General features: G+C 33.9%; 25 protein-coding genes. 22 read left to right on the top strand and 3 right to left on the bottom strand.

Translation table 11 applies throughout. The features are described from left to right. Window positions 1-95: 95 nt before the first annotated feature. From NLF99_RS07195 to NLF99_RS07095, 21 genes are all read left to right on the top strand, one after another. The gene (locus NLF99_RS07195; protein ID WP_254527406.1) at window positions 96-1,067 is read left to right on the top strand and encodes a glycosyltransferase family 2 protein; all 972 of its coding nucleotides are present in this window, start codon (window positions 96-98) and stop codon (window positions 1,065-1,067) included. Next, a complete protein-coding gene (locus NLF99_RS07190; RefSeq protein WP_254527673.1) occupies window positions 1,057-1,983 on the top strand; it encodes a glycosyltransferase family 32 protein in 927 nt (308 codons plus the stop codon). Before NLF99_RS07195 ends, NLF99_RS07190 begins: the two co-directional genes overlap by 11 nt. Before the next feature lie 45 nt (window positions 1,984-2,028). After that, window positions 2,029-2,973, top strand: a complete 945-nt coding sequence (locus NLF99_RS07185) for a glycosyltransferase family 32 protein (RefSeq protein ID WP_254527405.1) — start codon at window positions 2,029-2,031, stop codon at window positions 2,971-2,973. Window positions 2,974-3,032: 59 nt separating this feature from the next. Then, a complete protein-coding gene (locus NLF99_RS07180; protein WP_254527404.1) occupies window positions 3,033-3,536 on the top strand; it encodes a serine O-acetyltransferase in 504 nt (167 codons plus the stop codon). A 6-nt stretch (window positions 3,537-3,542) separates the two neighbouring features. After that, window positions 3,543-4,463, top strand: coding sequence for a glycosyltransferase family 2 protein (locus tag NLF99_RS07175; protein ID WP_254527403.1), 921 nt, complete (start codon window positions 3,543-3,545; stop codon window positions 4,461-4,463). 33 nt (window positions 4,464-4,496) lie between these two features. After that, entirely contained in the window at window positions 4,497-5,426 is a 930-nt protein-coding gene (locus NLF99_RS07170) for a glycosyltransferase family 8 protein (RefSeq protein ID WP_254527402.1), read from the top strand. Between the two features lie 39 nt (window positions 5,427-5,465). Next, window positions 5,466-6,392, top strand: coding sequence for a capsular polysaccharide synthesis protein (locus NLF99_RS07165; RefSeq protein ID WP_254527401.1), 927 nt, complete (start codon window positions 5,466-5,468; stop codon window positions 6,390-6,392). After that, a complete protein-coding gene (locus NLF99_RS07160) occupies window positions 6,389-7,228 on the top strand; it encodes a beta-1,6-N-acetylglucosaminyltransferase (RefSeq protein ID WP_254527400.1) in 840 nt (279 codons plus the stop codon). Before NLF99_RS07165 ends, NLF99_RS07160 begins: the two co-directional genes overlap by 4 nt. A gap of 2 nt (window positions 7,229-7,230) precedes the next feature. Further along, window positions 7,231-8,106, top strand: a complete 876-nt coding sequence (locus tag NLF99_RS07155) for a beta-1,6-N-acetylglucosaminyltransferase (RefSeq protein WP_254527399.1) — start codon at window positions 7,231-7,233, stop codon at window positions 8,104-8,106. Between the two features lie 18 nt (window positions 8,107-8,124). Continuing rightward, window positions 8,125-9,111, top strand: a complete 987-nt coding sequence (locus tag NLF99_RS07150; protein WP_254527398.1) for a glycosyltransferase — start codon at window positions 8,125-8,127, stop codon at window positions 9,109-9,111. Between the two features lie 420 nt (window positions 9,112-9,531). Beyond that, complete coding sequence (locus NLF99_RS07145; RefSeq protein ID WP_254527397.1) at window positions 9,532-10,413, top strand: hypothetical protein; 882 nt, start codon at window positions 9,532-9,534, stop codon at window positions 10,411-10,413. A gap of 10 nt (window positions 10,414-10,423) precedes the next feature. Continuing rightward, complete coding sequence (locus tag NLF99_RS07140) at window positions 10,424-11,515, top strand: glycosyltransferase family 4 protein (protein ID WP_254527396.1); 1,092 nt, start codon at window positions 10,424-10,426, stop codon at window positions 11,513-11,515. After that, window positions 11,512-12,615 carry a glycosyltransferase family 1 protein gene (locus NLF99_RS07135; protein ID WP_254527395.1) on the top strand — a complete coding sequence of 368 codons (1,104 nt, stop codon included), beginning with the start codon at window positions 11,512-11,514 and terminating at the stop codon, window positions 12,613-12,615. The genes NLF99_RS07140 and NLF99_RS07135 overlap by 4 nt, the downstream gene beginning before the upstream one ends. 19 nt (window positions 12,616-12,634) lie before the next feature. After that, entirely contained in the window at window positions 12,635-13,750 is a 1,116-nt protein-coding gene (locus NLF99_RS07130) for a glycosyltransferase (protein WP_254527394.1), read from the top strand. A gap of 137 nt (window positions 13,751-13,887) precedes the next feature. Beyond that, window positions 13,888-14,337, top strand: a complete 450-nt coding sequence (locus tag NLF99_RS07125; protein ID WP_254527393.1) for a S24 family peptidase — start codon at window positions 13,888-13,890, stop codon at window positions 14,335-14,337. Between the two features lie 3 nt (window positions 14,338-14,340). After that, window positions 14,341-14,610 carry a PqqD family protein gene (locus tag NLF99_RS07120; protein WP_185212398.1) on the top strand — a complete coding sequence of 90 codons (270 nt, stop codon included), beginning with the start codon at window positions 14,341-14,343 and terminating at the stop codon, window positions 14,608-14,610. Between the two features lie 55 nt (window positions 14,611-14,665). Next, entirely contained in the window at window positions 14,666-15,712 is a 1,047-nt protein-coding gene (locus NLF99_RS07115; RefSeq protein WP_185216608.1) for a nucleotidyltransferase family protein, read from the top strand. A gap of 4 nt (window positions 15,713-15,716) precedes the next feature. Next, on the top strand, window positions 15,717-17,342 hold the full coding sequence (locus tag NLF99_RS07110) for an ABC transporter ATP-binding protein (protein WP_254527392.1): 1,626 nt from the start codon (window positions 15,717-15,719) through the stop codon (window positions 17,340-17,342). A gap of 23 nt (window positions 17,343-17,365) precedes the next feature. Then, window positions 17,366-18,280 carry a hypothetical protein gene (locus NLF99_RS07105; protein WP_185216604.1) on the top strand — a complete coding sequence of 305 codons (915 nt, stop codon included), beginning with the start codon at window positions 17,366-17,368 and terminating at the stop codon, window positions 18,278-18,280. Further along, the gene (locus tag NLF99_RS07100; RefSeq protein WP_185212390.1) at window positions 18,273-19,073 is read left to right on the top strand and encodes a polysaccharide biosynthesis/export family protein; all 801 of its coding nucleotides are present in this window, start codon (window positions 18,273-18,275) and stop codon (window positions 19,071-19,073) included. The genes NLF99_RS07105 and NLF99_RS07100 overlap by 8 nt, the downstream gene beginning before the upstream one ends. Window positions 19,074-19,080: 7 nt before the next feature. After that, window positions 19,081-21,486, top strand: coding sequence for a GumC family protein (locus NLF99_RS07095; RefSeq protein ID WP_254527391.1), 2,406 nt, complete (start codon window positions 19,081-19,083; stop codon window positions 21,484-21,486). 50 nt (window positions 21,487-21,536) lie between these two features. Here the strand turns inward: NLF99_RS07095 and NLF99_RS07090 are convergent, their stop codons facing one another. From NLF99_RS07090 to NLF99_RS07080, 3 genes are read right to left on the bottom strand one after another with little or no spacing between them, the layout of a single operon-like run. Then, complete coding sequence (locus NLF99_RS07090; RefSeq protein WP_254527390.1) at window positions 21,537-22,130, bottom strand: hypothetical protein; 594 nt, start codon at window positions 22,128-22,130, stop codon at window positions 21,537-21,539. Beyond that, window positions 22,120-22,590 carry an RNA polymerase sigma factor gene (locus NLF99_RS07085; RefSeq protein ID WP_254527389.1) on the bottom strand — a complete coding sequence of 157 codons (471 nt, stop codon included), beginning with the start codon at window positions 22,588-22,590 and terminating at the stop codon, window positions 22,120-22,122. The genes NLF99_RS07090 and NLF99_RS07085 overlap by 11 nt, the downstream gene beginning before the upstream one ends. Next, window positions 22,590-23,435 carry an alpha/beta fold hydrolase gene (locus tag NLF99_RS07080; RefSeq protein ID WP_254527388.1) on the bottom strand — a complete coding sequence of 282 codons (846 nt, stop codon included), beginning with the start codon at window positions 23,433-23,435 and terminating at the stop codon, window positions 22,590-22,592. The genes NLF99_RS07085 and NLF99_RS07080 overlap by 1 nt, the downstream gene beginning before the upstream one ends. 260 nt (window positions 23,436-23,695) lie before the next feature. On the opposite strand from NLF99_RS07080, the gene NLF99_RS07075 reads away from it, so the two are divergent. Beyond that, window positions 23,696-24,574 carry a ChbG/HpnK family deacetylase gene (locus NLF99_RS07075; RefSeq protein ID WP_254527387.1) on the top strand — a complete coding sequence of 293 codons (879 nt, stop codon included), beginning with the start codon at window positions 23,696-23,698 and terminating at the stop codon, window positions 24,572-24,574. Window positions 24,575-25,254 lie beyond the last annotated feature (680 nt).

The raw sequence follows: 25,254 nt of genomic DNA, 5'->3' as shown, positions 1-25,254 counted from the left end.
TTACACCAAACAAACAACAATTTTAACATAAGTAGTAACTATTTATCAAATAATAGGTTTTTGTTTCATGACGGAAGCCTATTGAGAATTTAACTATGGACGAAAATAAACAAGGAAATGTAGATGTTTCAGTTGTAATGACTACATACGGACATGAAGATTTTATTTTAAAAGCAATCAATGGGGTTGTTAGTCAGGAGTTTAATGGTGTTATTGAATTAATCATTTCGAATGATAAATCACCAGATAATACTCACCAGGTGGTCGAGAAATATATAAAAGAGAATCCCTGTCCGCCTAATGTTATTATTAGGTATTATAACCATGAAGTTAATAAAGGTTCCATTAAAAACTTTATTTGGACCTTTAAGCAAGCGAAAGGAGAGTTTATCGCAGTTTGTGAAGGTGATGACTATTGGATCGATGTGAAAAAAATCCAGAGGCAGGTTGATTACCTGAATGAAAATCAAGATTGTAACCTTGTATACCATAGAGTTCTACTATATGAGAATGAGGAGGGTCGCTTTATGCATGAAACCTTGAATAAAGAGGAGGAAAGTTGTAAAAAAACTATTGAAGAGATATCAAACGGTAATTTTATCCATACTCCTTCTGTACTCTGTAGGAATAACTTAAAATCTATAGATCTTTTAGAACATTCACTTGTTGGGGATTATGTATTGTGGTTTCTAAATGGTGAAATGGGCAAATATGGCTATTTACCGCAATTTATGGCGGTTTATAGGATGTCTAATATTTCTATTTTTGGGAAGAAATCTATCTATTTCCAATCCATCCATGTATTGAAGGCTGTTTTAAATCTAAAAAACTACACAAAAGACAATAATATTAAAAACAATTTTGTTCTTCAGAGCCAGAGGATTTCTGAGGATATAGGTATATCGGCTTTGTCTGGGAAAGAGTTTATGGACCTTTTCAAGATCATGGTTAAGATTTCTCCTAGTAATGCTGCCTATTTAATAAAAAGGTTGGCTACCAAAATTTCATTTAAAAGAGCTGCCATAATCGCAATGATCTTTTCAAACCTTGAACTTTATGCCGCTTAATCTCTCAAAATATCCAAAGGTTCTGCGATGCCTTGCTGCTGGATATAGCAGGAGGATTTTCAATCTCCCGCTATTCTCCAATGAGGAAGCGGTAATTGAAATATGCCAATCTCAGGAGAGAAGAGATGATATTCCGAAATTAATCTGGATCTATTGGGAAGAAGATGAGTTGCCGCAAATTGTAAAAGGGTCAGTAGAAAAAATAATTAAACTTAATCCCGATTTTGAAGTAAAGGTTCTATCTAGTCATACTATTAAAAATTATCTGCCTGATTTTTATTGCCATGCGGAAGTTCCTATACCAAATAAGACCGATTTAATGAGATTAGAATTGTTGTTTCGGTATGGAGGTGTATGGATGGATGCTACTATCATCTTACAAGAAAGTTTAAACTGGATATACCAGGAGCCATTAAGAAACAAATATGATGTCATTGGTTATTATAGATCGGTAAATACCTATGATAACAACTTTCCGGTAATTGAAACTTGGTTTTTAGCCTCTCAGGTTGGCAATAAATTTATAAAAGATTGGCTGGATGTACTTAGTCCATTAAGGGATATGGGGAGTCCCCAGTACTTTAAGATGCTGCAGGAGAGGGAGGATTACGCCATTATCCAAAAGAATATTGAGCCTCCATCATATTTATTGGTTTACCTGGCATGTCAAATTGCTCAAAGAAACACACTTGGATATAATTTATATCTACGTAAAGCAGAGGCAAATGCATTTTTTTTACAAAATCACTATGAATGGAATTCTAATGTAATTTCTTATGCCCTAACTCGTTTGGACGCAAGTCAATCAAACTATAAACTCATTAAGTTGACGTCGGGGGATAGGTCTCTTTTAAGTAGTTTGGAGGAGTTGAGGTTGATTAATAAAAGAAGTTTTATCGGTCAGTTATTGAATTGAAAATCTTAATAAATATTGTTTTTGAATAAATAACAAACATGTTTTATGATTGAAAAGGAATTAGTTAATTTTATTAAAAGTTTTGGAGTTAATTTTCTAAAGAACAGTTTCATTAAAAATGGAACACATCATTTAGAAAGTAATATTTCATTGCTTAAAAAGAATGCTATTTCCTCTGTCAAAATACCTAAAAAAGTATGGATCTATTGGGATTCTTTACAGGTTCCTGATTTGATAAAGGCAATAATTGAAAACAACAAAAGGAAAAACCCTACCTATGAATTTACGGTGTTGAATGAAACCAATCTCTTTGATTTCATTCCAAAAGTTGATTTTCATAAAGACATGTTGGCTGCCCACAAAGCAGATTATATCCGGTTGAAATTACTATCTACAAATGGTGGTATTTGGTTAGATGCGACTACTATTCTGGTAGATAAATTGGATTGGATAGAAGAGATGAGTAATTCAAGCCATTATGATTTGATCGGTTATTACCGTGAGAAAAGTACTGTTTGTAAAGAATTTCCCATTGTAGAAACTTGGTTTTTAGCAACAGGGCCGAACAATTATTTTATTAACCGTTGGCTGGAAATGTTTTCCCCAATAATAAAATATGGTAGTAAAGGATTTTTTGAAGTATTAAAATCAAGAGCGGATTATAAATTGATATCACAAGACTTGTCAAATCCAGCTTATCTCATGTTAAATATGTGTGAGCAGATTGCTAGCCGAGAATTGAAGGATGTAAATATGTATTTGAAAAAATGTGAGGACAGTGCATTTTTTATCCAGGAGAATTGTGATTGGGATTTTAACAGGATTAATTATGTCCTATGTAGGCAAAAAATGAACATTAATAATTTTCCTGTTTTGAAATTGACATCAAAAGATAGAGAGTTAGTTGAATTTTATTCAAAGGTCAATTTGATAAAAAGAGAGAGTATAATAGGCCAAATTCTAAATAATAAATCGAACGTAGCATCATAATATTCATGTTGAATAAATATAAAAACTACACAAAGAGCCAATATATAAAAGGGGACAGAATGTATTATCCAGCAAGATTTTCTAGGGAAAATATTATTGATTGGATTCTTTGTTCTGAAAGATATCTTTTGAGGTCATTTGTAGTTGCCTTAAGATCTGAAGAATATTATACTTTTTTGCAACCTAATAAATTGTTGAAGTTTTATTATACGAGAAAGAAAAATAAACTAGGATCAAAGCTTGGGTTTTTTATTCCTGCCGGTTGTTTCGGGTTAGGATTGCACTTGGCACATTATGGTTCCATAATTATCAACCCAAAAGCAAGGATAGGGGAAAACTGTACCATTCATGGGAATTGTTGTATTGGTAATACCGGAAGTGATGATAATGGCTTGCCAGTCATTGGAGATTTTGTGGATTTTGGTCAAGGTTGCCAAGTTTTAGGAGATATTACAATATCGAATCATGTAAAAATTGGAGCAGGGTCAATTGTGTTAAATTCAATCCTTGAGGAAGGTGTTTCTGTTGTTGGAATTCCAGGTAAGGTAATCGTTAAAAAATAATCAAGTATGTTAATTTCATTTGTTCTTCCAGCATATAAATCGAAATTCCTTAAACAAGCAATCGATAGTATATTAGATCAAACTTATTCAGAAATAGAGTTAATAATTATAGATGATAATTCTCCAGAAAATTTATATGAAATAGTTTCAACTTATCAGGACCCAAGAATTTCTTATTATAAAAACGAAGTAAATATTGGAGGGAAAGATCTTGTAGCTCAATGGAATAAATCAATTGATTATGCTAAAGGAGATTATTTAGTTTTAGCTGCAGATGATGACCTTTATCATCCTGAATTTACCGCAAATTGCATAGAGTTGATTAAGAAATATCCAGAGGTTGATATTTTACGCGCTAGGGTCTCTGTAATAAATGATGCTGGTGACCTATTGGAAATCGATGGAATCTTGGCCGAAAAGTGTAGCCAGATGGAATATGTCTATGACTGGGTAAAAGGCATTCCGTTTGTATGTATTGGAAATTACATGTTTAAGACTAAAGTGATCCAAAAAGAAAGGTTTGACAGTTTGCCTTTTGCCTTTGGAACTGATACTATTAGTACAGTGAAACTGGCTAGAAATGGAATAGCTAATACAAGTCAATTATTATTTGATTTTAGGGTCTCAGATATCCATCTTTCAAGTGATAAAACGAAATATGAACACAAAATAAAGGCAATTACTCATCTTTATACCATGATGCGAGCAATTGATTATCATCAGCCAAAGGATGAAATTGAGAAGCTGTGTTTGCAGAAAATCCAATGGGACACCCTTTATCAAAAATGTGTTTATGATTATTATAATGTAGCTGTTAAGAATTTACCTATAAATAAAGCAAGATGTATAGAGAATTGTGAATTATTAAGTAGAAAGGATAAAATGATTATGTACTTTAGATTTTTTAAGGACAAACTACTACGTTAGTTAAGAGGAAAGTCCTAATAATTTATATTTTTTATGCGTGTTTCGGTTCCAATAGTAGTCGCATTTACTGAGAATTATTTTATTCCTGCAGTAACCTGTTTGTCTTCCATTTTAAAAAATTCAAATCCAAAATATCAATTTGAAGTAATCTGTTTATTAACAAAAGACCTTCCTGAGGATCTGCAGGGCTTATTAGCGAAGTTAAATCCACAACGGATGAAATTCACGTTTCTAAACCTTGACGGGGCATTAGAAGGCGTTTATGTAGATGAGCGATATACCATTGCTGCCTCATTTCGATTGTTATTACCCGAACTTCTAAAACAATATGATCGTGTAATTTATACCGATTGCGATGTTATCATTCAAAAGGATCTCGGTGAATTATATGAATCTATGGACTTAAACGGTAACTACCTAGCTGCCGTTTATGAAGCTGCATTGGAATCACAGATACCGTATTTAGAAGAAATTGGCTGTGAACCCGGTTTCTACTTTAATTCTGGTTTTTTGCTGATGAATTTGGAGTTAATGCGCCAAGACAATATGTCGAAAAAGTTTATTGATGGTCTGAAGGTTCCTTATTTACAATTCCCAGACCAGGATGTACTCAATATTTATTGTAAAGGGAAAGTATTGGGCCTATCGCCAGTATATAATGGAATTCGTACCTTTTTCCTTCCTCAATTCAAGCCTGATTTTCTGAAAAAATATACGGAGACTGATTGGAATCAAATTCAAAATACTGGAACAATACATTATACAGGTGGAAAACCATGGAATGAGTTGACCATAAAATTTGAAGTTTGGTGGAAATATTATTTTGACTTACCTCAAGAATATAAAGAAAAATGGAATCCAAATATGAAACTTCAATCATTAGCGAAGTTACTGCTAATGCCAATATTAGGAAAAGTTAGTTTAGGTTCAATTGCGTTAATTCGAAAAATTAAAAATATTTGATTTCTAATAATTTTTTTCAATTCTCTAATTTATTGAAAGGTGCTAGGAAGTATAAAAAATTTACCCATAATTAGTCAAATCTGGTCATTCATAAGAAAAACCAAGATTATCAAGAAGCATAAGGAAGTTGCTAGTTTTTGGCATCCTGTAATCGATCAATATTATTCTGGTCAAATTGTTCTTGAAAATTTAAAACCTAAAAAAGAATTTCAAACCGATAGGATTATTTGGCAGTATTGGGGTCAGGGCTGTAGCGATGCTTCTCTTCCTGAGGTTGTGAAACATTGTTTTGAATCAGTAGATCAATATAAAGCCGATTATTTAGTAATTCGAATTGACGACTCAAATTATAAGGATTATGTGGATCTTCCAGAATATGTCATTGAAAAATTAGAAAAGGGTATTTTTAAGAGAACTTTTTTTTCTGATCTACTTCGACTTTCATTACTCAGTCTTTATGGAGGCGTGTGGCTGGATGCTACGATTTTATTGACAGCTCCATTAGATGAAAAATTTAAATCCTTGCCTTACTTTATGTATCAAAGGGATAATAAGGAGCAAAAAAAGAGTTTTTGGGAGAACAGTTATGCCTTTTATTGGGGATGGGACAAAGAATTTAAAGTCAAGGTATTAAACAGCATTATCTATGCTGAGAAAGGCAATGACTTGATAACAGATATGTTGGAGTTGATATTATATTATTGGCGAACGCAAAATGAAATTATAGATTATTTCTTCTTTCAAATTTTATATAATGAACTTGTAGAAGGGGAATTAAAGGACAAGCAGTGTCAAGTGGTCAGTGATGTATATCCTCATATCCTTCAGACTAAATTCAATGGGTTAGAAGGATTAATGGAATATGGGGAGGCTTTGAATTTTACATCAACTCATAAAATGTCCTATTTTGATGCTGATGGTATGAAGAAAATGAATGCATTTTTACAAAACTCGAATAAATTATGAAACACGCATTCCTGATTATAGCTCATAATGAATTTGATATACTATCAATTCTGGTCGATCTTCTAGACGATAGTCGAAATGATATCTTCATCCATATTGATAAGAAAGTGAACGATTTACCTGCAATAAAAAGTAAATATTCGAATCTGTTTTTTGTAGATAATTCAAGCAGGATAGATGTTAGGTGGGGAGATATCAGCCAGATTGAAGCAGAATTTGCCCTTTTTGAATTGGCAAATCAAAACGGTCCTTATGCCTATTATCACATGATTTCCGGCGTCCATCTCCCATTGGTCAAACAAGATACCTTTCATGAATATTTCTCATCCATACCCATTTCCCAAGTATTCGTTCCGATGCCCTCGAGTCCTGAAGAACTTGAAAGAAAAGGGAATCGTATGAATTTATTTATGAAGAGCTTTAACTCCAGATTGATGTCTCAAAGGTTATGGAGGGTAGGAATCAAGGTGCAGGATCTACTTGGGGTATATGTGAATAAAGATCGCACCTTTATTAAGGCTTCAAACTGGGTTAGTATTACTGATGACGCCGTAAAATTCCTTTTGTCTAGAAAGAAAACAATATTAAAAAAATATAAATATACCATGTGCGGAGATGAGCTTTTCGTACCTACTGAACTTGTCTATTCTGGAAAAAATTGGAACATTATGTATTCTGATAGGGTATTGATGCATAAAGTTGGTAATGCAAATTCAACAATTTTTTCTCAAGAAGATCTTGGGTCTTTAATTGAATCTAATTGCTTATTTGCAAGGAAATTTAGCTCATCACATTTTGGAATAGTTGAAAAGATATTGGATAGAATTAAATCCTAATTATGAAACATGCATACCTGATATTAGCTCATAATGAGTTTGAGGTTTTAAACAGACTTATTGAATCACTTGATGATGTGAGAAATGATATCTATATCCACTTCGACGCAAAAGTTAAAGAGTTACCGACCTTAGCGGTAAAATTTTCGAAATTATTTATTCTGGAAAACCGCGTAGATGTTAAATGGGGAGATGTAACTGTAGTGGAAGCTGAACTGAATCTTTTCGAGGCAGCCTCAAAAAACAAGTCCTATCAATATTACCACTTATTATCAGGGGTAGATATGCCAATAAAGTCCCAAGATTTCATTCATCAATTTTTTAACTCCAACCAAGGAAAGGAGTTTATTGGTTTTTATACTGGGGACATAAGTAAAGAAATTGATAGGAAGGTAAGAAGGACCCATTTGTTTTCAAGTTCTTTTAGAACGAATGAAGGAGTTTCCAATCAACTGAAAAGAATTGTAAGAGCAAGTTTAATTCGAGTTCAGGAACTTATTGGTTATAAAAGGAATAAAAGTATTGAATTCAAGAAAGGGACGCAATGGTTAAGTATTTCTGATGGCTTGGTTAAACTAATATTAAAGGATAAAAATAAGATTTTGCGAATATATCAAAACAGTTTTTGCTGTGATGAAATTGTAGTTCAAACGATTTGTTGGAATTCCGTATACAAAAATAAAGTTTATGATTACAAGGATGAGGGAAGAGGCTGTATGCGAGAGATTCGATGGGAAAATAATGTGATCAGAGATTGGGAAGATGCTGATTTTGAGTATTTAATACACTCAGATAAATTGTTTGCACGGAAGTTTAATTCAAAGAGTATCAATGTTGTAGATAAAATTCTACAGTATGTTCAGACAAATAAAGCTTAGTTTTGTGGGGACTTGAAAATGAATAGAAAGCCACTAATTTCGATAATTGTTCCTGTTTATAATGCAGAGAAAACTTTGCATATATGTTTGGATTCTTTATCATCCCAGACTTACAAAAATTTACAGATAATTTTCATCAATGATTGTAGCACGGATAAAAGCTTACAGGTGTTGGAAAAGTTTAGAGACCAATCACAGTTTGATGTAGAAATCATTATCCATGAGGTGAATAGGGGTGTTGCAGCTGCTAGAAACACGGGGTTGGATGCTGTAAAAGGGGAGTATATTTATTTTGTTGATGCAGATGATGCAATTGACCATGATGCCTTGGAGTTGTCAGCTGAAAAGGCTGAAAAAGAGAATCTCGATATTTTGGGATTTAGTTGGTATCTGACTTTTGAGAAAAATGAAAGAAAGATGAATCAGCCAAATTTTGAATCACCGATGGAGGCAATTGAAAAGATGATGAGGGGAACGATGAGGTGGAACCTATGGCTGTTTTTGTTCAAGACAAAATTATTTGTTGATCACAATATTCGATTCATTGAAGGTAAAAATATGGGGGAGGATCTGATGGTAGCGATTAAATTGTTCTGTAGTGCGAAAAATGTAGCTTATTTAGATCGTCATTTTTATCACTATGGACAAAGTAATACCGCTTCATTGACAAAAACCTATTCCGATAGTCATATTGAACAAGTGTCAGCAAACGTAGAAGACGTTGAAAACTATTTAAAAAACAGTGAATTATCAGATAAGTTAGGTAACTTAATATATTATTTAAAATTAAATATAAAACTACCATTATTAATTTCTGAAAAAATCTCTCAATATGAAAAGTGGCTAAGCTGGTTTCCAGAGGCAAATCCGTATGTGATGGAAAACACAGCCCTTCCTATGAGAACAAGACTTTTACAATTAGCTGCAGTCAAAAAACAATTTTGGCTGATTAAACTTTATAATAGAGTTGTTTTGAGAATGGTTTATGGAGTATTGTATAAATAATCATTGTACTATATGATTCGATTGTTGCTTTATATTATTCTAGGAGCTTCGGTGAGTTTTTATCTCTTTCCGATCTCTTTCACTTTTCTACCTAGCCTAAACACCAAAATGATCCTAGCATTGCTAGGTGTTATGTTTGCTGGGATGAATTGGTTAATGGAAAAAGAAATTAAAATTTCAAAAGGGTTTTTAGTTTCAGTCATATTAGCTTTGTTGTTTTCATTCATCTGCTTCTATTCTACCGACATAAATAAAACTACCGATTACGCCTATGCTTCTTATATACTAAGTTTTGCTGTTTGGTACTTTGGCGCTTATGCTATCTGTACTATGATTAAATCTGTCCATGGGAAAGTTGATTTTAAGTTAATAACTTTTTATGCCACAGCGGTTTGTGTCTTTCAATGTATAGCAGCACTTATGATTGATAATATCCCAAGTGTCAAGCTTTTCGTAGATAGTTATGTGTCTCAAGGCCAGGAATTCTTTGAAGAGGTCGGAAGACTTTATGGGATTGGTGCAGCATTAGACCCCGCTGGTGTTAGGTTTACCATCGTTTTATTAATGATTACTGCAACCCTAAATAATGATGAAAAAGTTAGGAACAATACTTGGTCAATTAGTTTATTGTTAATCGCCTTTTTCTTTATTGCAATTATTGGAAATGCCATTTCTAGAACGACCATTTTAGGATTGGGGGCATCCTTAGGCTATTTAGTATTTGGTTCATCCGTTTTTAGACAAGCTGTAAAGAAGTATTCTGGAAAATTAAGTCTTTTGTTCGGACTATTTCTGGTTGTAGCCATTGGAGTATCCATTTACCTATACAATACCAACGCAGAGTTTTATGATCAAATGCGTTTTGCTTTTGAGGGTTTCTTCAATTACGTTGAAAAAGGTGAATGGAGAACAGACTCAACAGATAAGTTGAATAGGGAAATGTGGGTATGGCCAGAGGATCAGAAAACTTGGTTAATCGGTACTGGATTGTTTGACAACTTCGTATTCAGTACGGATATTGGCTATTGTCGTTTTATCCTTTACTCTGGCTTAATTGGTTTTTCTGTATTCGCCCTTTTGTTTGTGGTAAATGCATTGGTTTTTATGAAAAGACACCCTGATTATTGGATGTTTTTCTTGATTTTATTGGTTTTAACCTTCGTTATCTGGTTTAAGGTTGCAACTGATATCTTTTTTATATACGCAGTTTTTTATTGCATCGATTCGTTAAAGGTTACAGAAGATATAGCTGAAAAAGAAGAAGTTTATGAAGATAGTTTATTGCATCCTAGGTACATTTAACTCAGGAGGTATGGAGCGAGTATTGGCTAATAAAACCAATTATCTTGCTAAACTTGGACACGATATCAGCATCATTACTACTGATCAGAAAAATCGAAAACCTTATTTTGATTTGGATGAATCAATAAAGCAAATAGATTTAGGCATAAATTATACAGAAAATAATAGTTCTGGTCTTCTTAAAAAGCTTTTTGATTACCCCAAAAAACAGGCATTGCATAAAAAATTGCTAACAGAACAACTGTTAGCAATTCAACCTGAAATCTGTGTTTCCCTGTTCGATCATGAAGTAGACCTATTGCCTGAGATAAAAGATGGAAGTAAGAAGATTGTTGAAATACATTTTTCAAGATTTAAAAGATTGCAATATGGTCGGAAAGGAATTTGGAAGATTATTGATAGCTATAGAAGTAAAAAAGACCTAAAGACCGTTCAGAAATATGATAAATTCGTCGTCCTTACAGAAGAAGATAAATCCTATTGGGGCGATCTTCCAAATATCATTGTAATCCCAAATGCCAATAGCTTTCCAGTTTCGCAACGTAGTAATTTAACTTCGAAACATGTTATTGCTGTCGGACGCTATGATTATCAAAAAAGATTTGAGGATCTAGTGGATGTTTGGAAAATAGTTCATCAACAAGAGCCAGATTGGAAGCTGAATATCTTTGGAAAAGGACCAGAAAAGGAAAACTTACAGAATCAAATCAATAAGCTGGGACTCGAAAAGACTTTAATTCTTCAAGAACCAGTAAGAAATATAGACCAACAATACTTGGATAGCTCAATGATAGCCATGACTTCAAGGTATGAAGGTTTACCAATGGCCTTGCTAGAGGGGCAGGCGTCCGGATTGCCTATGATATCATATGCATGCAAATGTGGGCCACGTGACATTATCCAGGATGGTAAAAACGGATACTTGTTAGAAGAAGAGGATAAAGCAGGTATGGCAAATAAAATATTAGAGTTGATACGTGATCCAGAATTAAGAGATACGATGGGACAGCATGCATTTGAAATGTCTGGAGATTTTTCAGAAGCAGCAGTTATGAAAAAATGGATTCAATTGTTTAATGATGCCTTGAATAGACGCCAATGAAAACTATTGTAATATCTGCCGTAAATTTAGTTGAAGCCGGTACTTTGGCTATCCTTCAGGATTGCTTGAGGTTTTTGTCAGACTATGCAGTGAAGAATGGTTACCGTGTTGTAGCTATTGTATATAAAAGAGAATTAACTGATTTTCCCAACATTGAATATATAGAGACACAATGGCCAAAGAAAAGATGGGTTAATAGGCTTTGGTATGAATATGTCTCTTTAAAAAAGATTTCCAAAGAAATAGGTCCGGTTGAATTATGGTTTGCTTTACATGATACGAGCCCTTCCGTAATTGCCAATAGGAGAGCGGTATACTGTCATAATTCATTTTCCTTCTACAAATGGAAAATGCACGATTTGTTTTTTGCCCCTAAAATTGCCATGTTCGCAATCTTCACCAAACTTATCTATAAGACCAATATCCATAAAAATGAGTATTTAGTTGTTCAGCAAGAATGGTTTAGGAGAGGGCTAAGCAAAATGTTTCATATTGATCCTAAAAAAATTATTGTCACTAGACCGAAAATTGTTGACAATGCAGTGGAGGTCATTGATCAAGAGCGAAATTCCAATTATAACTTTTTATTTGCAGGTTCTCCAAATAGTCATAAGAATTTTGAAGTTATCTGTGAAGCAGCGAGAATATTAAAGTCAGATTATGGTTTAAATAATTTTAAGGCTACTATCACTGTAAAAGGTAATGAGAATAAATATGCCAATTGGCTGAAAAATAAATGGGGAAGTGTAAATAATATTGAGTTTTTAGGTTTTATTCCAAAAGCGAAATTGCTTGAACTCTATGGAATGACCGACTGTCTTATCTATCCTTCAAAAGTTGAATCTTGGGGCCTGCCAATTTCAGAATTTAAGAAATATGATAGACCTATGCTTTTGGCTGATTTACCTTATGCACATGAAACCGCAGAAGGAAGTAAATTGACGGCCTTTTTTAATCCGGATAAACCAAAGGAATTGGCTGATTTAATGGCTCAATTAATAAAAGGAGATTATTCTTCACTAAAACCAAAACCGGTTGTTCCACTTGATGAACCAAAAGCTGACAATTGGGATGAATTATTTAATATTTTACTAAAATAACCGACGTACAGTTTATCATATGAAAGTTCTACAATTAGGTAAGTTTTATCCGATCCGAGGCGGTGTTGAAAAGGTTGAATACGATTTGATGCTTGGTTTATCAAATCAAGGTGTTCATTGCGATATGCTTTGTGCTTCCACAGAAGATCATCCAGAGGCTACAATACATCTAAATAAGTTTGCAACACTATTTGTCGTTCCGACTCAAATTAATGCTGCAGCGACCAAATTAGCCCCTAAAATGATCAGCAAACTCCGCAAGATATGTAGGAACTATGATGTCATTCATGTACATCACCCTGATCCCATGGCAACTTTGGCTTTGTTTTTATCGAATTATAAAGGCAAGGTTGTTCTCCATTGGCATAGTGATATCCTAAAGCAGAAGACTTTATTGAGGCTGTACAAGCCCTTTCAGGATTGGTTGATCAGGAGAGCTGATATAATTGTAGGAACCACCCCAATTTACGTTGAGCAGTCCAAGTTTCTAAAGCAGGTTCAATCAAAAGTGGATTTTATTCCCATTGGTGTGGATGTTGATCCTGAAATATCTCCATTGCTTGAAGATATTAAAAGGGAATATCCGAATAAGAAGATAATTTTTTCATTGGGTCGGCTGGTTGAATACAAAGGCTATGAGTACCTAATAAAATCTGCCAAATTCCTGGACGATAGTTATCAAATTGTAATCGGTGGCAAAGGACCACTGAAGGAAGAATTAGATGCTTTGATCTCTGAAAATGGATTAGGATCCAAGGTGAAATTACTAGGATTTATGACTGATGAAGAAGTGGTTGGATATTATCAAGCCTGTGATTTGTTTTGTTTAAGCTCCATATTAAAGACTGAAGCATTTGCTATTGTTCAAATCGAGGCAATGGGATATGGAAAACCTATTGTTTCAACCAGAATCCCTGAATCTGGCGTAAGCTGGGTAAATCAAAATGGTGTTTCGGGATTGACCGTAGAAATAGAAGATGAACGTTCTTTAGCGGATTCATTCACTACAATCCTGACCAACGAAGATGTCTACAAAAATCTATCGGATGGAGCGAGAAAACGCTATTTTGAGCATTTTACGCGACAAAAAATGGTAGATAAATGTTTACAAATATATAATAAGATTTTAGCCTAATATTGCCAATACCTAATTTAGCGCAAAATCGTAGAAGATGATTTTTATTGACGTTCAACAAATTTTCTTGCGATTCTTTCGTTGTTCTTATTCTTTCTTGCTAAATTATCATTATTTAACCTAAAAAATATTGATTAATGGACGAAAACATGAATGCAAAGAGCCATAAGGTTCCTAATCAATTATTTTTCAATTTAATCCAAGAAGATCTTAACCTTGGAAAAACCGTGAAATTTAATGTTTCAGGAAACAGTATGTTGCCCTTTTTAAGGCATGCAGATCAAGTTACAATCAAACAACCCATTAATAATAATGTTAATATAGGTGACATTCTTTTAGCCAAACATGAAGGAAAAATTGTTTTACATCGATTCGTTGGAATTAAAGATGGTAAACTAGTCCTTGCAGGCGATGGAAATCTCTATCAAAAGGAATTCATCCTTAAAGATGATGTGTTAGCAATCGTAATGAACGGCTTTAGAGATCGTAAAGAGCTTAATGTTAATTCTTGGTATAAAAAGAAGTTAGGGATGTTGTGGTACTATTTAAGGCCATTTAGATACCTCATAAGTAAATTTAATAGTTGAAAAATGAAATTGAGAACTGATTTGCAGCTTCGGAAGTTAGGAAATGACTATATCATTATTGACCCAGGTCAGGAAATGATTGATATGTCCAAAGTTTTTACACTAAACGAGACTGCTGCATTTTTATGGGAAGAGTTACAAGGTAAAGAATTTACTGAAGAAACTGTTTCCGATATTTTGTTGGAAAATTATGAAGTGAATGAGGATGTGGCGGTAAAAGATGCCAAAAAGCTTATCCAGACCTTTATAAAAGGAGGTTTAATCAGAGATTAAAGTAATGCTAAATAACAGGATTATTAATATATTTTTTTTATTACTTAAATCTGGATTGTGGAAAAATGCTAATTTAGATACAGAGTTTTTTCCTTTAACTAACCGAGAATGGGAAGAAATCTATAAAATTAGTATAAATCAAACCGTAGAATGTATCGTATTTGACGGTATTCAAAAATTAGAGCCAAAATACCAACCTAGTAAAATTTTGTTGTTGAACTGGGCGGTGAGAGTTGAAAAGCATGCGCAAAGGAATGAAAGAATGAATGAGATCATCATCAAATTACATTCTCTGTTCCAGGAACATCAAGTAAACAGCATATTGTTGAAAGGTCAAGGCCTTGCAAAATGCTATGACAATCCTGCAAGAAGGGTATGTGGTGATATAGATCTATTTTTTGAAGACAAAAACACTTATACGAAAGCATTTAATATTATTAACGAAAAAGGGTTAGAGATCAATTCTATGCCCGGATTTAGTTCCGAGTACAATTTTGAAGGATTTGAAGTCGAACATCATCGCAATATGTTTGATATCCATAATCCATTCGTTCAAAATAAACTGGAGAAAATCCGACTGGAGGAGGTCAATAACTTCACAACTTTAAATATTGAAAACACTAAAATACAATTACCGTCTGCATTAGAAACAATTATCCAAGCTAATTCCCATATCCTAAAGCATTTGCTTTCCTATGGTATCGGAATACGTCAATTATGTGACTCTGCAAGGATTTATGCACATTATAATCAAGAGTTGAGGACAAGTAATTTAAAAGAAATTTATTCCTCATTGGGGATAAAGAATTGGATAGATATGTTGCACCTCTTGTTAGTTAAATATTTGGGTTTAGAAGAATCTAATCTGCCTTATAAACTGACAGCAAATTTAGACGCGGATTGGATGATGGAAGATATTTTGGTGTCAGGGAATTTTGGGTTTCATAATGCAAATTTTGTAGATAAAGAAATCAATTTGAATGGCGGACGAGCGAATAAGAAAAGTAGGATATGGAAAAGCTTTTTGAAATATGTTAAGGTAACACCTTCAGAAGCAATCTGGTTTCCAATTATGCAATTTTATTCAAGGTTCAAAATATAAGGTATTGTTAGCAGGAATTACATATCAGCTAAAATGGGCTTGGGAACAAGCAAAAGGTCATAAAAATGAACTGATAGTTTTTTTCATCCTTGAGTTAATTGGAATTGCCTGCTCGTTATATTTTGTTGTATGGTCGAAACATGCAATTGATTTTGCAATAAGCGGTGATAAAGCTTCCGTTGATAAAGCGCTAATATTAACCGTATTATTTATCGTTCTTGGACTTATTGTTAAAGCTTGGGGATCTTGGATCAATGAAAGGACAAGAGCAAAAATGCTCATTGAAGTTCAAAATAAACTGATCAAGATCCAGATGTTGTCAAGATGGAAAGTAATTAAGAATTGGCACACTGGAGACATGCAGATAAGAATAAATAATGACGCCAATGAAATCGTGCAGATGATTGGTTTCTCATTTATTTCCTTTCTGATTACAGTGATCAAATTACTTGCTTCGTTTGCATTGCTTTGGTCCATGGACCCAATGCTTGCATTATTGATTTTGGCAATTTCACCATTGTTCATTTTTACCAAAATTTATTTCAAGAAACTAAGATTTATCAATAGATCTTTGAAAAAAGCAGAATCAAATTTAGGTAAAGTGGTACAAGAAAACCTGAGATTCAGAATGGTTCTCAGAGCTTTGGGACTTCAGAATTTCAGATGGCAGAAAGTTGAAGAGAGCCAAGCTAACATATATGATTTAAAACTGAAATTGTTGAATTTTTCAACAATTTCACAGAGTTCTTTGAAGTTACTTATCAATATCGGTTTCCTACTGACTTTTGTCTGGGGAGTTTATAAATTGAGAACTGATGAAATTACATTTGGAATGATGACCGCTTTCCTTCAATTAGTTGGAAGGATCCAAGGGCCATTATTGCTCCTTATGAGTTTTATTCCTGTTTTTATAAAATTTAGAACAGCAGCTGAAAGGGTGGAAGAGGTTTATAAAACAGAAGTTGAAGAAGAATATACCCCTGAATTTATCAAAGACCCATATGAATTGATCATCAAAAACTTAAGCTTTAAATATGAAGATAATTTGGTGATCGATGATTTTAACCTGAAAGTGAAAAAAGGCGAGCCAACAGCCATCATTGGTTCAAGTGGCAAAGGAAAAACAACGCTGATTAGGTTGTTGTTAGCTGTAATCCAACCTAACAAAGGTGAAATTTATGTGGAAACAGGGCTAAAAACATATGCAATTAATCATAATCACCGTGTAAATATAGCTTATGTACCGCAAGGAGATAAACTGTTTTCAGGTACCATTAAGGAAAATATCCTGACTGATACTGAAAATGTTAATCCTGAAAAGATATATGAAGTCTTGTACCTGAGTTGTTCCGAATTTGTTTATGACCTTCCTGATGGTTTGGATACGGTAGTTGGAGAATCCGGGTATGGTCTTTCCGAAGGGCAGGCTCAGCGTATTGCACTGGCAAGGGCATTAATGAAGGAAAACAGCATTTGGTTATTTGATGAAGTAACATCGGCTTTAGATCATAAAACATCAGAACTATTAATAGAGAGATTGATGAGTGCAGCGAAGAACAAGATTGTAATTTTTGTAACACACGACTTAAAATTGGCCGAAAAATGTAGTCAATCGGTTTATATGCAGTAATAAAAAATTTTTTGAAGGAAATAATGAAAACAGTGGACTATTTAGTTGCTGAGAATTTGATTAGGATCGTATATGATGATTCAATTGATATTCAAAGTAGTTTATCTTCATTTATTGATTTTGAGGTTCCATTTGATCAAAACGCAGAGGCCATTGTACACGTTGAAATTGTTTTGGAACCCACTGACATTGACCTCACAAATGCCAAACTTCTAAGTGATGTTTCCATTATCTGGGGCGATAGGTTCAAATTTGAAGAAACAGAACAAAAGTATGTCACCTCTGTGGAAAATGGAAATGCTAAAGACACTGAAATTTGGAGAATGATAAGTGATAAAGACTTCCGATTCTCGAAAATTCACATAAAAAAACAAGAGTTGTATGACTCAAATATTTTAAGCTGGCTCATTATGGTTGCATTTGGTCAGCGAGTTCTTTCAAATAATACAGCATTGATACATTCCTCTGTAGTCGAGAATGGAGAATATGCTGTTTCCTTCTTAGGAAAAAGCGGAACTGGGAAAAGTACACACAGTAGGTTATGGATAAGTACCAATGATGGTTTTCAACTATTGAATGATGATAACCCAGCAGTAAGAATCGTGGGTGATGAAGTATTTATTTATGGAACTCCTTGGAGTGGAAAAACAGCTTGTTACATTAATAAAAAGCGAAAATTAATGTCAATTATTAGACTGACACAAGCAAAAGAAAACCAAATGGAATGGAAAAGCAAAGGTGTTGAATCCCTATTGGCTCTGTTGCCAAGCTTTACCGCAATCAGATGGAATGCAAATATTTTTTCTTCCATGGTTACCATCCTTGAAAACATTATCCAACGAACTAATGTTGGACAATTAAATTGTCTCCCAAACCAGGAGGCAGCTATACTATGCTTAAATGAAATTAAAAAAGTAAATAAACTTGAAAATGAATAGATTAATTATCAGCCTGTTTGCATTGACTTTGTTTGGACTTAGTTCATGCGTTGTTTCTAAAAAGGTAACTTACCTTGAAAATATGGTTCCAGGTTCTGAATATCCTATGCAGGAGATTCCAACCTTAAAGATTCAGAAGTATGATAGATTGAGCATTATTATCAGTTCAAAGACTCCTGAATTGGCAGCACCATTCAACCCTGATGGTGGAATTTATAATGTAGGTGATAAAGGTGAAATTACAACCTCAGCTACAGGAGTTCCAACTGAAAAAGGATATTTAGTGGATAAAAACGGAAATATCGACTTTCCAGTTCTTGGTGTCATCAAAGCAGAAGGTAAAACTGCCGAGGAACTTAAGAGTTTTATTACGGACAGGTTGGTTAAAGAAAATTTAATCAATTCTCCTTTAGTTAGAGTAGAACTGCTGAACATTAAAATCATGATGATGGGTGAAGTTGGTGCTGTAGGTATCCTGAATGTTCCTGATGGTCAGATTTCTATTCTAGAAGCAATTACTCGTAGCGGTGGTCTAACCACAAATGCTTTAACCGAAGCCATTACGGTCATCAGAGAAGAAAACGGCTACAGAAAAATGTATACAAGTAATATTGAAGATGTTAATCTATTCGACTCTCCAGTTTATTATTTGAAACAAAATGATATCGTCTATGTAAAACCTAGATCTGCCGTTCCTACTCCTAGAGAAGACTTAACATGGAGATACATTGGTTTTGCTACCGGTATGTTGACCCTTGGTGTGAGCCTTATAGCATTATTTAATAGAAACTAACAAATTAATGGTTAATCATTCAATAAATAAGCCTTTTCAAGGAAAAGGTAAACAAGATCAATCTCTTTATGTATTAGATATCTTGCGATATCTTTTGGGGAACTGGAAATGGTTCTTGTTATCGATATTGATCTTTGGTGGATATTTTTATTACCAATACAGTAAGACTCCATTTTTATATAAAAAGGATCAAACTGTAATGATAAAGACAGCCACGAACTCCATGAGTGCCTCTAGGATCACCAGACCTAATAACTTTTACAATTTTGTAAATGTTAACTCTGAAATCCTTCAGCTTAGATCGCAAGAGTTAATGCGTAATACCATTAGTCTCTTGAATGCGGATGTAAGCTATTCTAGGAAAGATGGACTGAGGTCAGTGGAACTCTATAAAACTTCACCGTTTATTGTTCGTTTTACAAATGTTCCTCCACATGCTGGGTTTTCATTTAATCTGAAATATAAAGGAAACAATCAGGTTGAACTATCTTCATTTTCAAACTCTGACCCAGATAAAACAGTAACAGTAAAACTTAATTCAGAAGCCAAAACACCAGTTGGAAATGTAATCATTTCAGCCAATTCTGATAAAGCATATCGTGTAAATCTTTCTGAGGATATTACGATTACCAAAAGCCCTATCGAATCTATGGTAGGTTACTTTTTGGGAAATCTTAATATCGTTCAAATGGAAGATGTAGAAATCCTTCAGATGACTATGGAAGATACTTCTCCATTGCGTGCAGAAGACATGATCACTAAGTTGATTGAGGTGTACAATCAAATGACCATTGAAGATAAAAAGACAGTCGCTAATAATACGGCTGATTTCATCAATGACAGGATTGTAATCATTGAAAAGGAACTAAGTTCAGTGGAATCTAGCTTGGAAGGCATGAAAACCCAAAACCAAGGGTTGGATGTTAAATCTGCAGGTGAGGCTTATTGGACCGAATCTAGAACTTACCAAAGCTCAAGTAAAGAGTTAGAAACGCAATTGAAATTGGTAGAGATCATGCGCCAAAGGTTAAGTGATCCTAGCCGAGTGGATGATCTTATTCCAAGTAACACTGGATTGGTAGATAATAATATCGAGGACATCATCTCTGAATATAATACGTTGTTATTGAGAAGAAACCGTTTGATGAGTGGAAACAGCTCAGAAAACCCAATTGTTCAAGATCTGAACAGTGCACTTTCTCAGGTAAGACAAAATATCGCCCGTGCTATTGATAACGTAATTTCTGGTTTTAGGATCAGAATGAATAACATGAGGGAAGAAGAGAATGCAGCGATCGGAAAAGCGAGAAGCCTTCCTTCAAAACAACGAATTATGTTGTCTGCTGAACGTCAGCAAAAGGTAATTGAAGAGCTTTATATTTTCTTGTTGAACAAACGTGAAGAAAACGCGATCAATAGAGCTATGACGGATGATAACATCCGTGTTATTGACTCTGCATCGGGTTCTAATGCTCCTTTCTATCCTAGCAAATTCAAAAAAGTTGCCATTGGTGTAGCCATTGGTATTGCAGTTCCAGCAGCCATATTGTTGTTGATGCTTTTATTGAATACCAAGGTTAGAAACCGTAAGGATATTGAAGATGTAGTAAGTGTTCCTTTCTTGGCCGAGATTCCTTTCTCAACAGAGATGAAAAATGCCAAGAGTGATATCGTTATCAAAGAACAAGGCGTTGATGAGGTGACAGAAGCATTCAGGATTTTCAGAACGAACCTAAGCTTTATGTCTTCTGGTGATAAAAAACAAAAGGTCGTAACATTTACTTCATTCAATGTAGGTGCCGGTAAAACCTTCTCCGTTATTAATTTAGGAGTGAGCATGACCTTCTTGAAAAAGAAAGTCGTTTTAATCGACTTAGACCTTAGAAAGGGTACTTTAAGTAACATCACAAAATTCCCTATGCCAATTGGTGTTACGCATTACCTTTCTGATAGTTCTGTTACGGTAGATGAAATCATCTATAAAGATAGAACAGATGCCGAGATAGACATCGTTCCGATTGGTGTGATAGCGCCGAATCCAGTTGAGCTATTATTAAGTGAGCGTTTGGATCAATTGATCGCTGAACTAAAAGAACGTTATGACTATATTATCGTTGATAATGTTCCATTGGGAATCGTTGCAGACGCTGATATCGTGAATAGGATTACCGATGTGACCATATTCGTTGTTCGTGCTGGTAAGATGGATAGAAGACAATTGCCTGATGTTCAGAAAATCTATGATTCTTCAGCATTGACCAATATGGCCATCCTATTAAATGGGGTGAAATTCGGAAATAACCCTTATGGTTATGGTGGATATGGATATGGTGGTTATGGCTACGGTTATGGCTATGGTTATTCAGCCCAACAGAAAAGAGGTTTCTTCTCAAGACTATTTGGAAGAAAATAAAATGAACAATACAGAAAAAGCCCTATAGAATATTTATAGGGCTTTTTTTGTTAATCATTTTCTGATTCTATGATTTTATGAATGGAATCGATGTATCCCTGTAATTCTCTATTTTGCTTTTTTACGATCCGTGGTTTTAAATAGAGCCAAACAAATAATAGCCAACCCAAGGTTAAGGCATAAGTAATAATAGCCATTCCGTAGCTCATCCTTAAACAGAATTCATAAAGGTAAATCAAGATACCAATGATAAGCAGTGAAAAATAAACATTCATAAAACGGCTTTCTATATTCCTTTGTTTCTCCTGGATATTAAGTAAGGAATTTAAATAAGCCTTATTGTCCTGATCTTTGTTTAACTCAAAAATGGATTTATAAAATAGATTGAACTTTATTAAGGAAAGGGAAATCGCCAGAATAATAAATGACATTCCAATTTTTGGATAAATAGTGCTAGCATCATATAAAAACCAGATTGAAAGAATAAAGATAACGGTTAGACCCAATGTGATATTTGAGGTCCATTTCTTCTTCAGAGAATTCTTTCTATATTTTGAAAGGCGTTGTTTTAGTTCTCTTAAATCTGGAGAGATAGCGGGTTGCTTCTTCCAAATGTGAGATAGATTTAACTCGTTATTTTCCATGATTTTTAAATTTTATATTTAATCTTTCTTTTATCCTATGGATTTTGACCCTAATATTGCTGTCAGATAATCCAACAATTTTTGATATCTCCTGTTGTTTGATCCCTTCCAATTCCAAAGAAATAATGATTCTATCCAACTCCGGAAGTTCAGAAATGAATTGATATAATAATTTTATCTCTTCATCCAATTCATGATCCGCATTGTCCTCCTCAGGAAGGAATGTTTCCACCTTCGAAATTTTTTCGTTTTTCTTGATCTGGCTTAAACAGGTATTGGTTGCTATCCTGAATATCCAGGTTCCTATACTGGCCTCATTCCTAAACGTTGAAAGCTTTTTCCAAACTGTAATAAAAGTTTCTTGGGCTAAATCCTTTGCTTGGTCTTGGTCATTGATGTAACCCATGCACAATCGATAGATTTTGTCCCAATATTCCTCGTATAATTTGTTGAAATCCATTACTTTAGAAAGTTTTGAACTTGTTGTAAATACCAATCTTTAGCATCATACATGATAAAGTGTAAACTGTTCTCAGCATACCTAAAATCAGCAGATCTCAAGTTGACATATTGTTGCTCTATTGCGGGTTTGATTTGTTTGAAGCTACTTTCAAGCAAAATCAAGGTAGGACATTGAATCGATTTTATCTCTTCCCTCAAATCGGTGTTGCTGAAATCGCAAAACATCTTTCCAAATGTTGATCGGTCAGATTTCATGGTCCAATCCAAAATTATTTGTTGTTTACTTGTATCTTGAACCATACCTGTCATTACTTGTTTTTGCATTGCTTTAAACTGTTCATCAGTAATTGAATTCATCTGATTGACAATTGCAGAACAATCAATATTAGGTTTTGATTTATAATTTGGGTCACTCAATGCAGCCAAGCAAGGAACCGCATCAACTACCACAATCTTGTTGATTAAAGTCGGTTCTGTAGCTGCAATGTCCATGGCCATCACTCCGCCCATACTATGACCGATGATAATTGGATTTAGAATTTTTTCGCTTTTAATATATTCAATAATATCATTTCGCCAACCTTTAAAGCTTGGGTCTGTTTGCGCAGGCACAGAAGCAAAGCCTGCCATGGTTAATACATAATAAGTGTAATCATTCCCAAGGGCATCAATCGTTTCTTTCCAAACCTCTCCAGATGATGCAAAACCCGGGATAAATAGGATGTTTTCCTTTCCATTTCCAATCTTTTCTATTTGGAAACTATTTTCTTTGGTTTGAGCGTCTGCTGTTGATACCAATGCTACAAAGGCGATAGCGGCTAGTAAAATGTTTTTCAAGTTCATAACTAATTGTTTTTGTTTTCCTTTAGATATGATTTTGAAAAAAATGTTACAGTATATTTCATAAATATATTACTATTTCAATATTGCGTTGAGTAAGTTGGTGAATAACAGTTCGATAAAAGAAATTGCTTTGTTTTTTTATTCAGATAATGTTGGTTTTATTACTTCCACTTCTTAGCATATTTTTTTAAATTTATTACATCCAAGCCTTAAGCTCTTGGTTTATAAATCAATAACCATTTCCTAATACAGCACTGATTATGTCCAAAAACCCCTTATTCCGAAAATTGATTGCCTTAATTTTGCTTACTTCGGTATTTGCTCCATTGTTTGGTCAAAAAGCTCCAAAACTCATCATCAGATCCGATGATATCGGTTCGTTTAATGCGACAAATCTTGCCATTATTGAAACCTATCAAAAAGGCATAACAACTTCAGTAGAACTGATGGTAAATTGTCCCTGGGCACCTGAGGCTGTGAAGATGTTAAAGGAAAATCCAAATTTAGATGTTGGAGTGCATTTGATGATTACCAGTGAATGGGAGAATTGTAAATGGCGACCTTTGACATCGGCGAAAAGTTTGGTTGATGATTATGGCAATTTTTTCTCTTTCATCTACCCAAATAAAAAGGTACCGATGGCATCCATTCAGGAGCACCAATGGAAATTGGCGGATATTGAAGCAGAGTTCAGGGCCCAAATTGAAATGGCGAAGAAATTGTTACCGCGAATTTCACATATATCCACACATATGGGTTGTGGTAATTGGGATAAGGAGGTTAAGGAAATGTTGATCAGGCTTTCTAAGGAGTACAATCTACCTCAGGATATGGATTATGAATTCTTAATGTTCCCAGATTTAGACCTGAAAAGCAAAGCTAATGTAGAAGAAAAAATTCAAGCTTTTTTGAAGGCGCTTGATGAATTAAAGGAAGATAAAGTATACTTGTTTGTGGAACATCCTGGCCTTGATGTCAGTGAAATGGAAAATGTAGGCCATGAAGGTTATAGAAATGTTCGTGAAGATAGGAGTGAGGTAACCAAAATCTTGCTAGATTCTAGGATTAAAACCAAAATCCATCATTTAGGAATTGAATTGACAGACTTCAAATCCTTAAAACAAAAGAGGGTTGAATAAAAGCCCTTAATGAATAAAATTAAAAAACGGATAAATATACATGAGATAAATGGATATTAATGCTAAAGCAGAAATCCATATGCGGTATAAATAATGCATCATTCGATAATCTCCTGTGATATACCAATTGGCATAGATAGCAGCACTTGAGAAAAAAATAATAAAGCTGAAGAATAAGACGATCACCATATAATAATTTTGTTCATTTGTTAATTTCCTTATTTCAAATAATTAGAATTTTTGGTTGGTCTGATAACTTCAGTTATTCTTCAAATATATATAATATATTCATAATAAGAAATTTTAAATCTTTGAAATTTCTAAATTATTTTTGAAATAAAATATAAAAGCTTTTTTTATATAGTTGTTTCGTTGTTGTGAATGAACTATTCTTAATAGAATTTAATATATTTGTTCTGTTAAAAAAAGAATCCCTTTTGGTTATGCAGTTCAAAAAAAGAACATTCACTTTGCTTGATAAGTTGTTTCTTTCCGTGTTTATCTTAAATATTCTGAATTATTTTCTGTTCGAAAAAACACTAATTTCCCTTAGGGTAATTTTTTTCTTTTTCCTTTTTGGAATGGTTTTCTATTGGTTGATCCGAAAAAATGACCTATTGCGTAATGTTGGAAAATTAGAAAGCATATTCTATAGTATAATCCTTACTGGATCCTACCTG

It is taken from the genome of Sphingobacterium sp. LZ11T8 (assembly GCF_024261425.1).
Classification (GTDB): Bacteria; Bacteroidota; Bacteroidia; order Sphingobacteriales; family Sphingobacteriaceae; genus Sphingobacterium.
The sequence above is the reverse complement of the archived record's forward strand: the minus strand, read 5'-3'. Positions and strand labels throughout refer to the sequence as shown.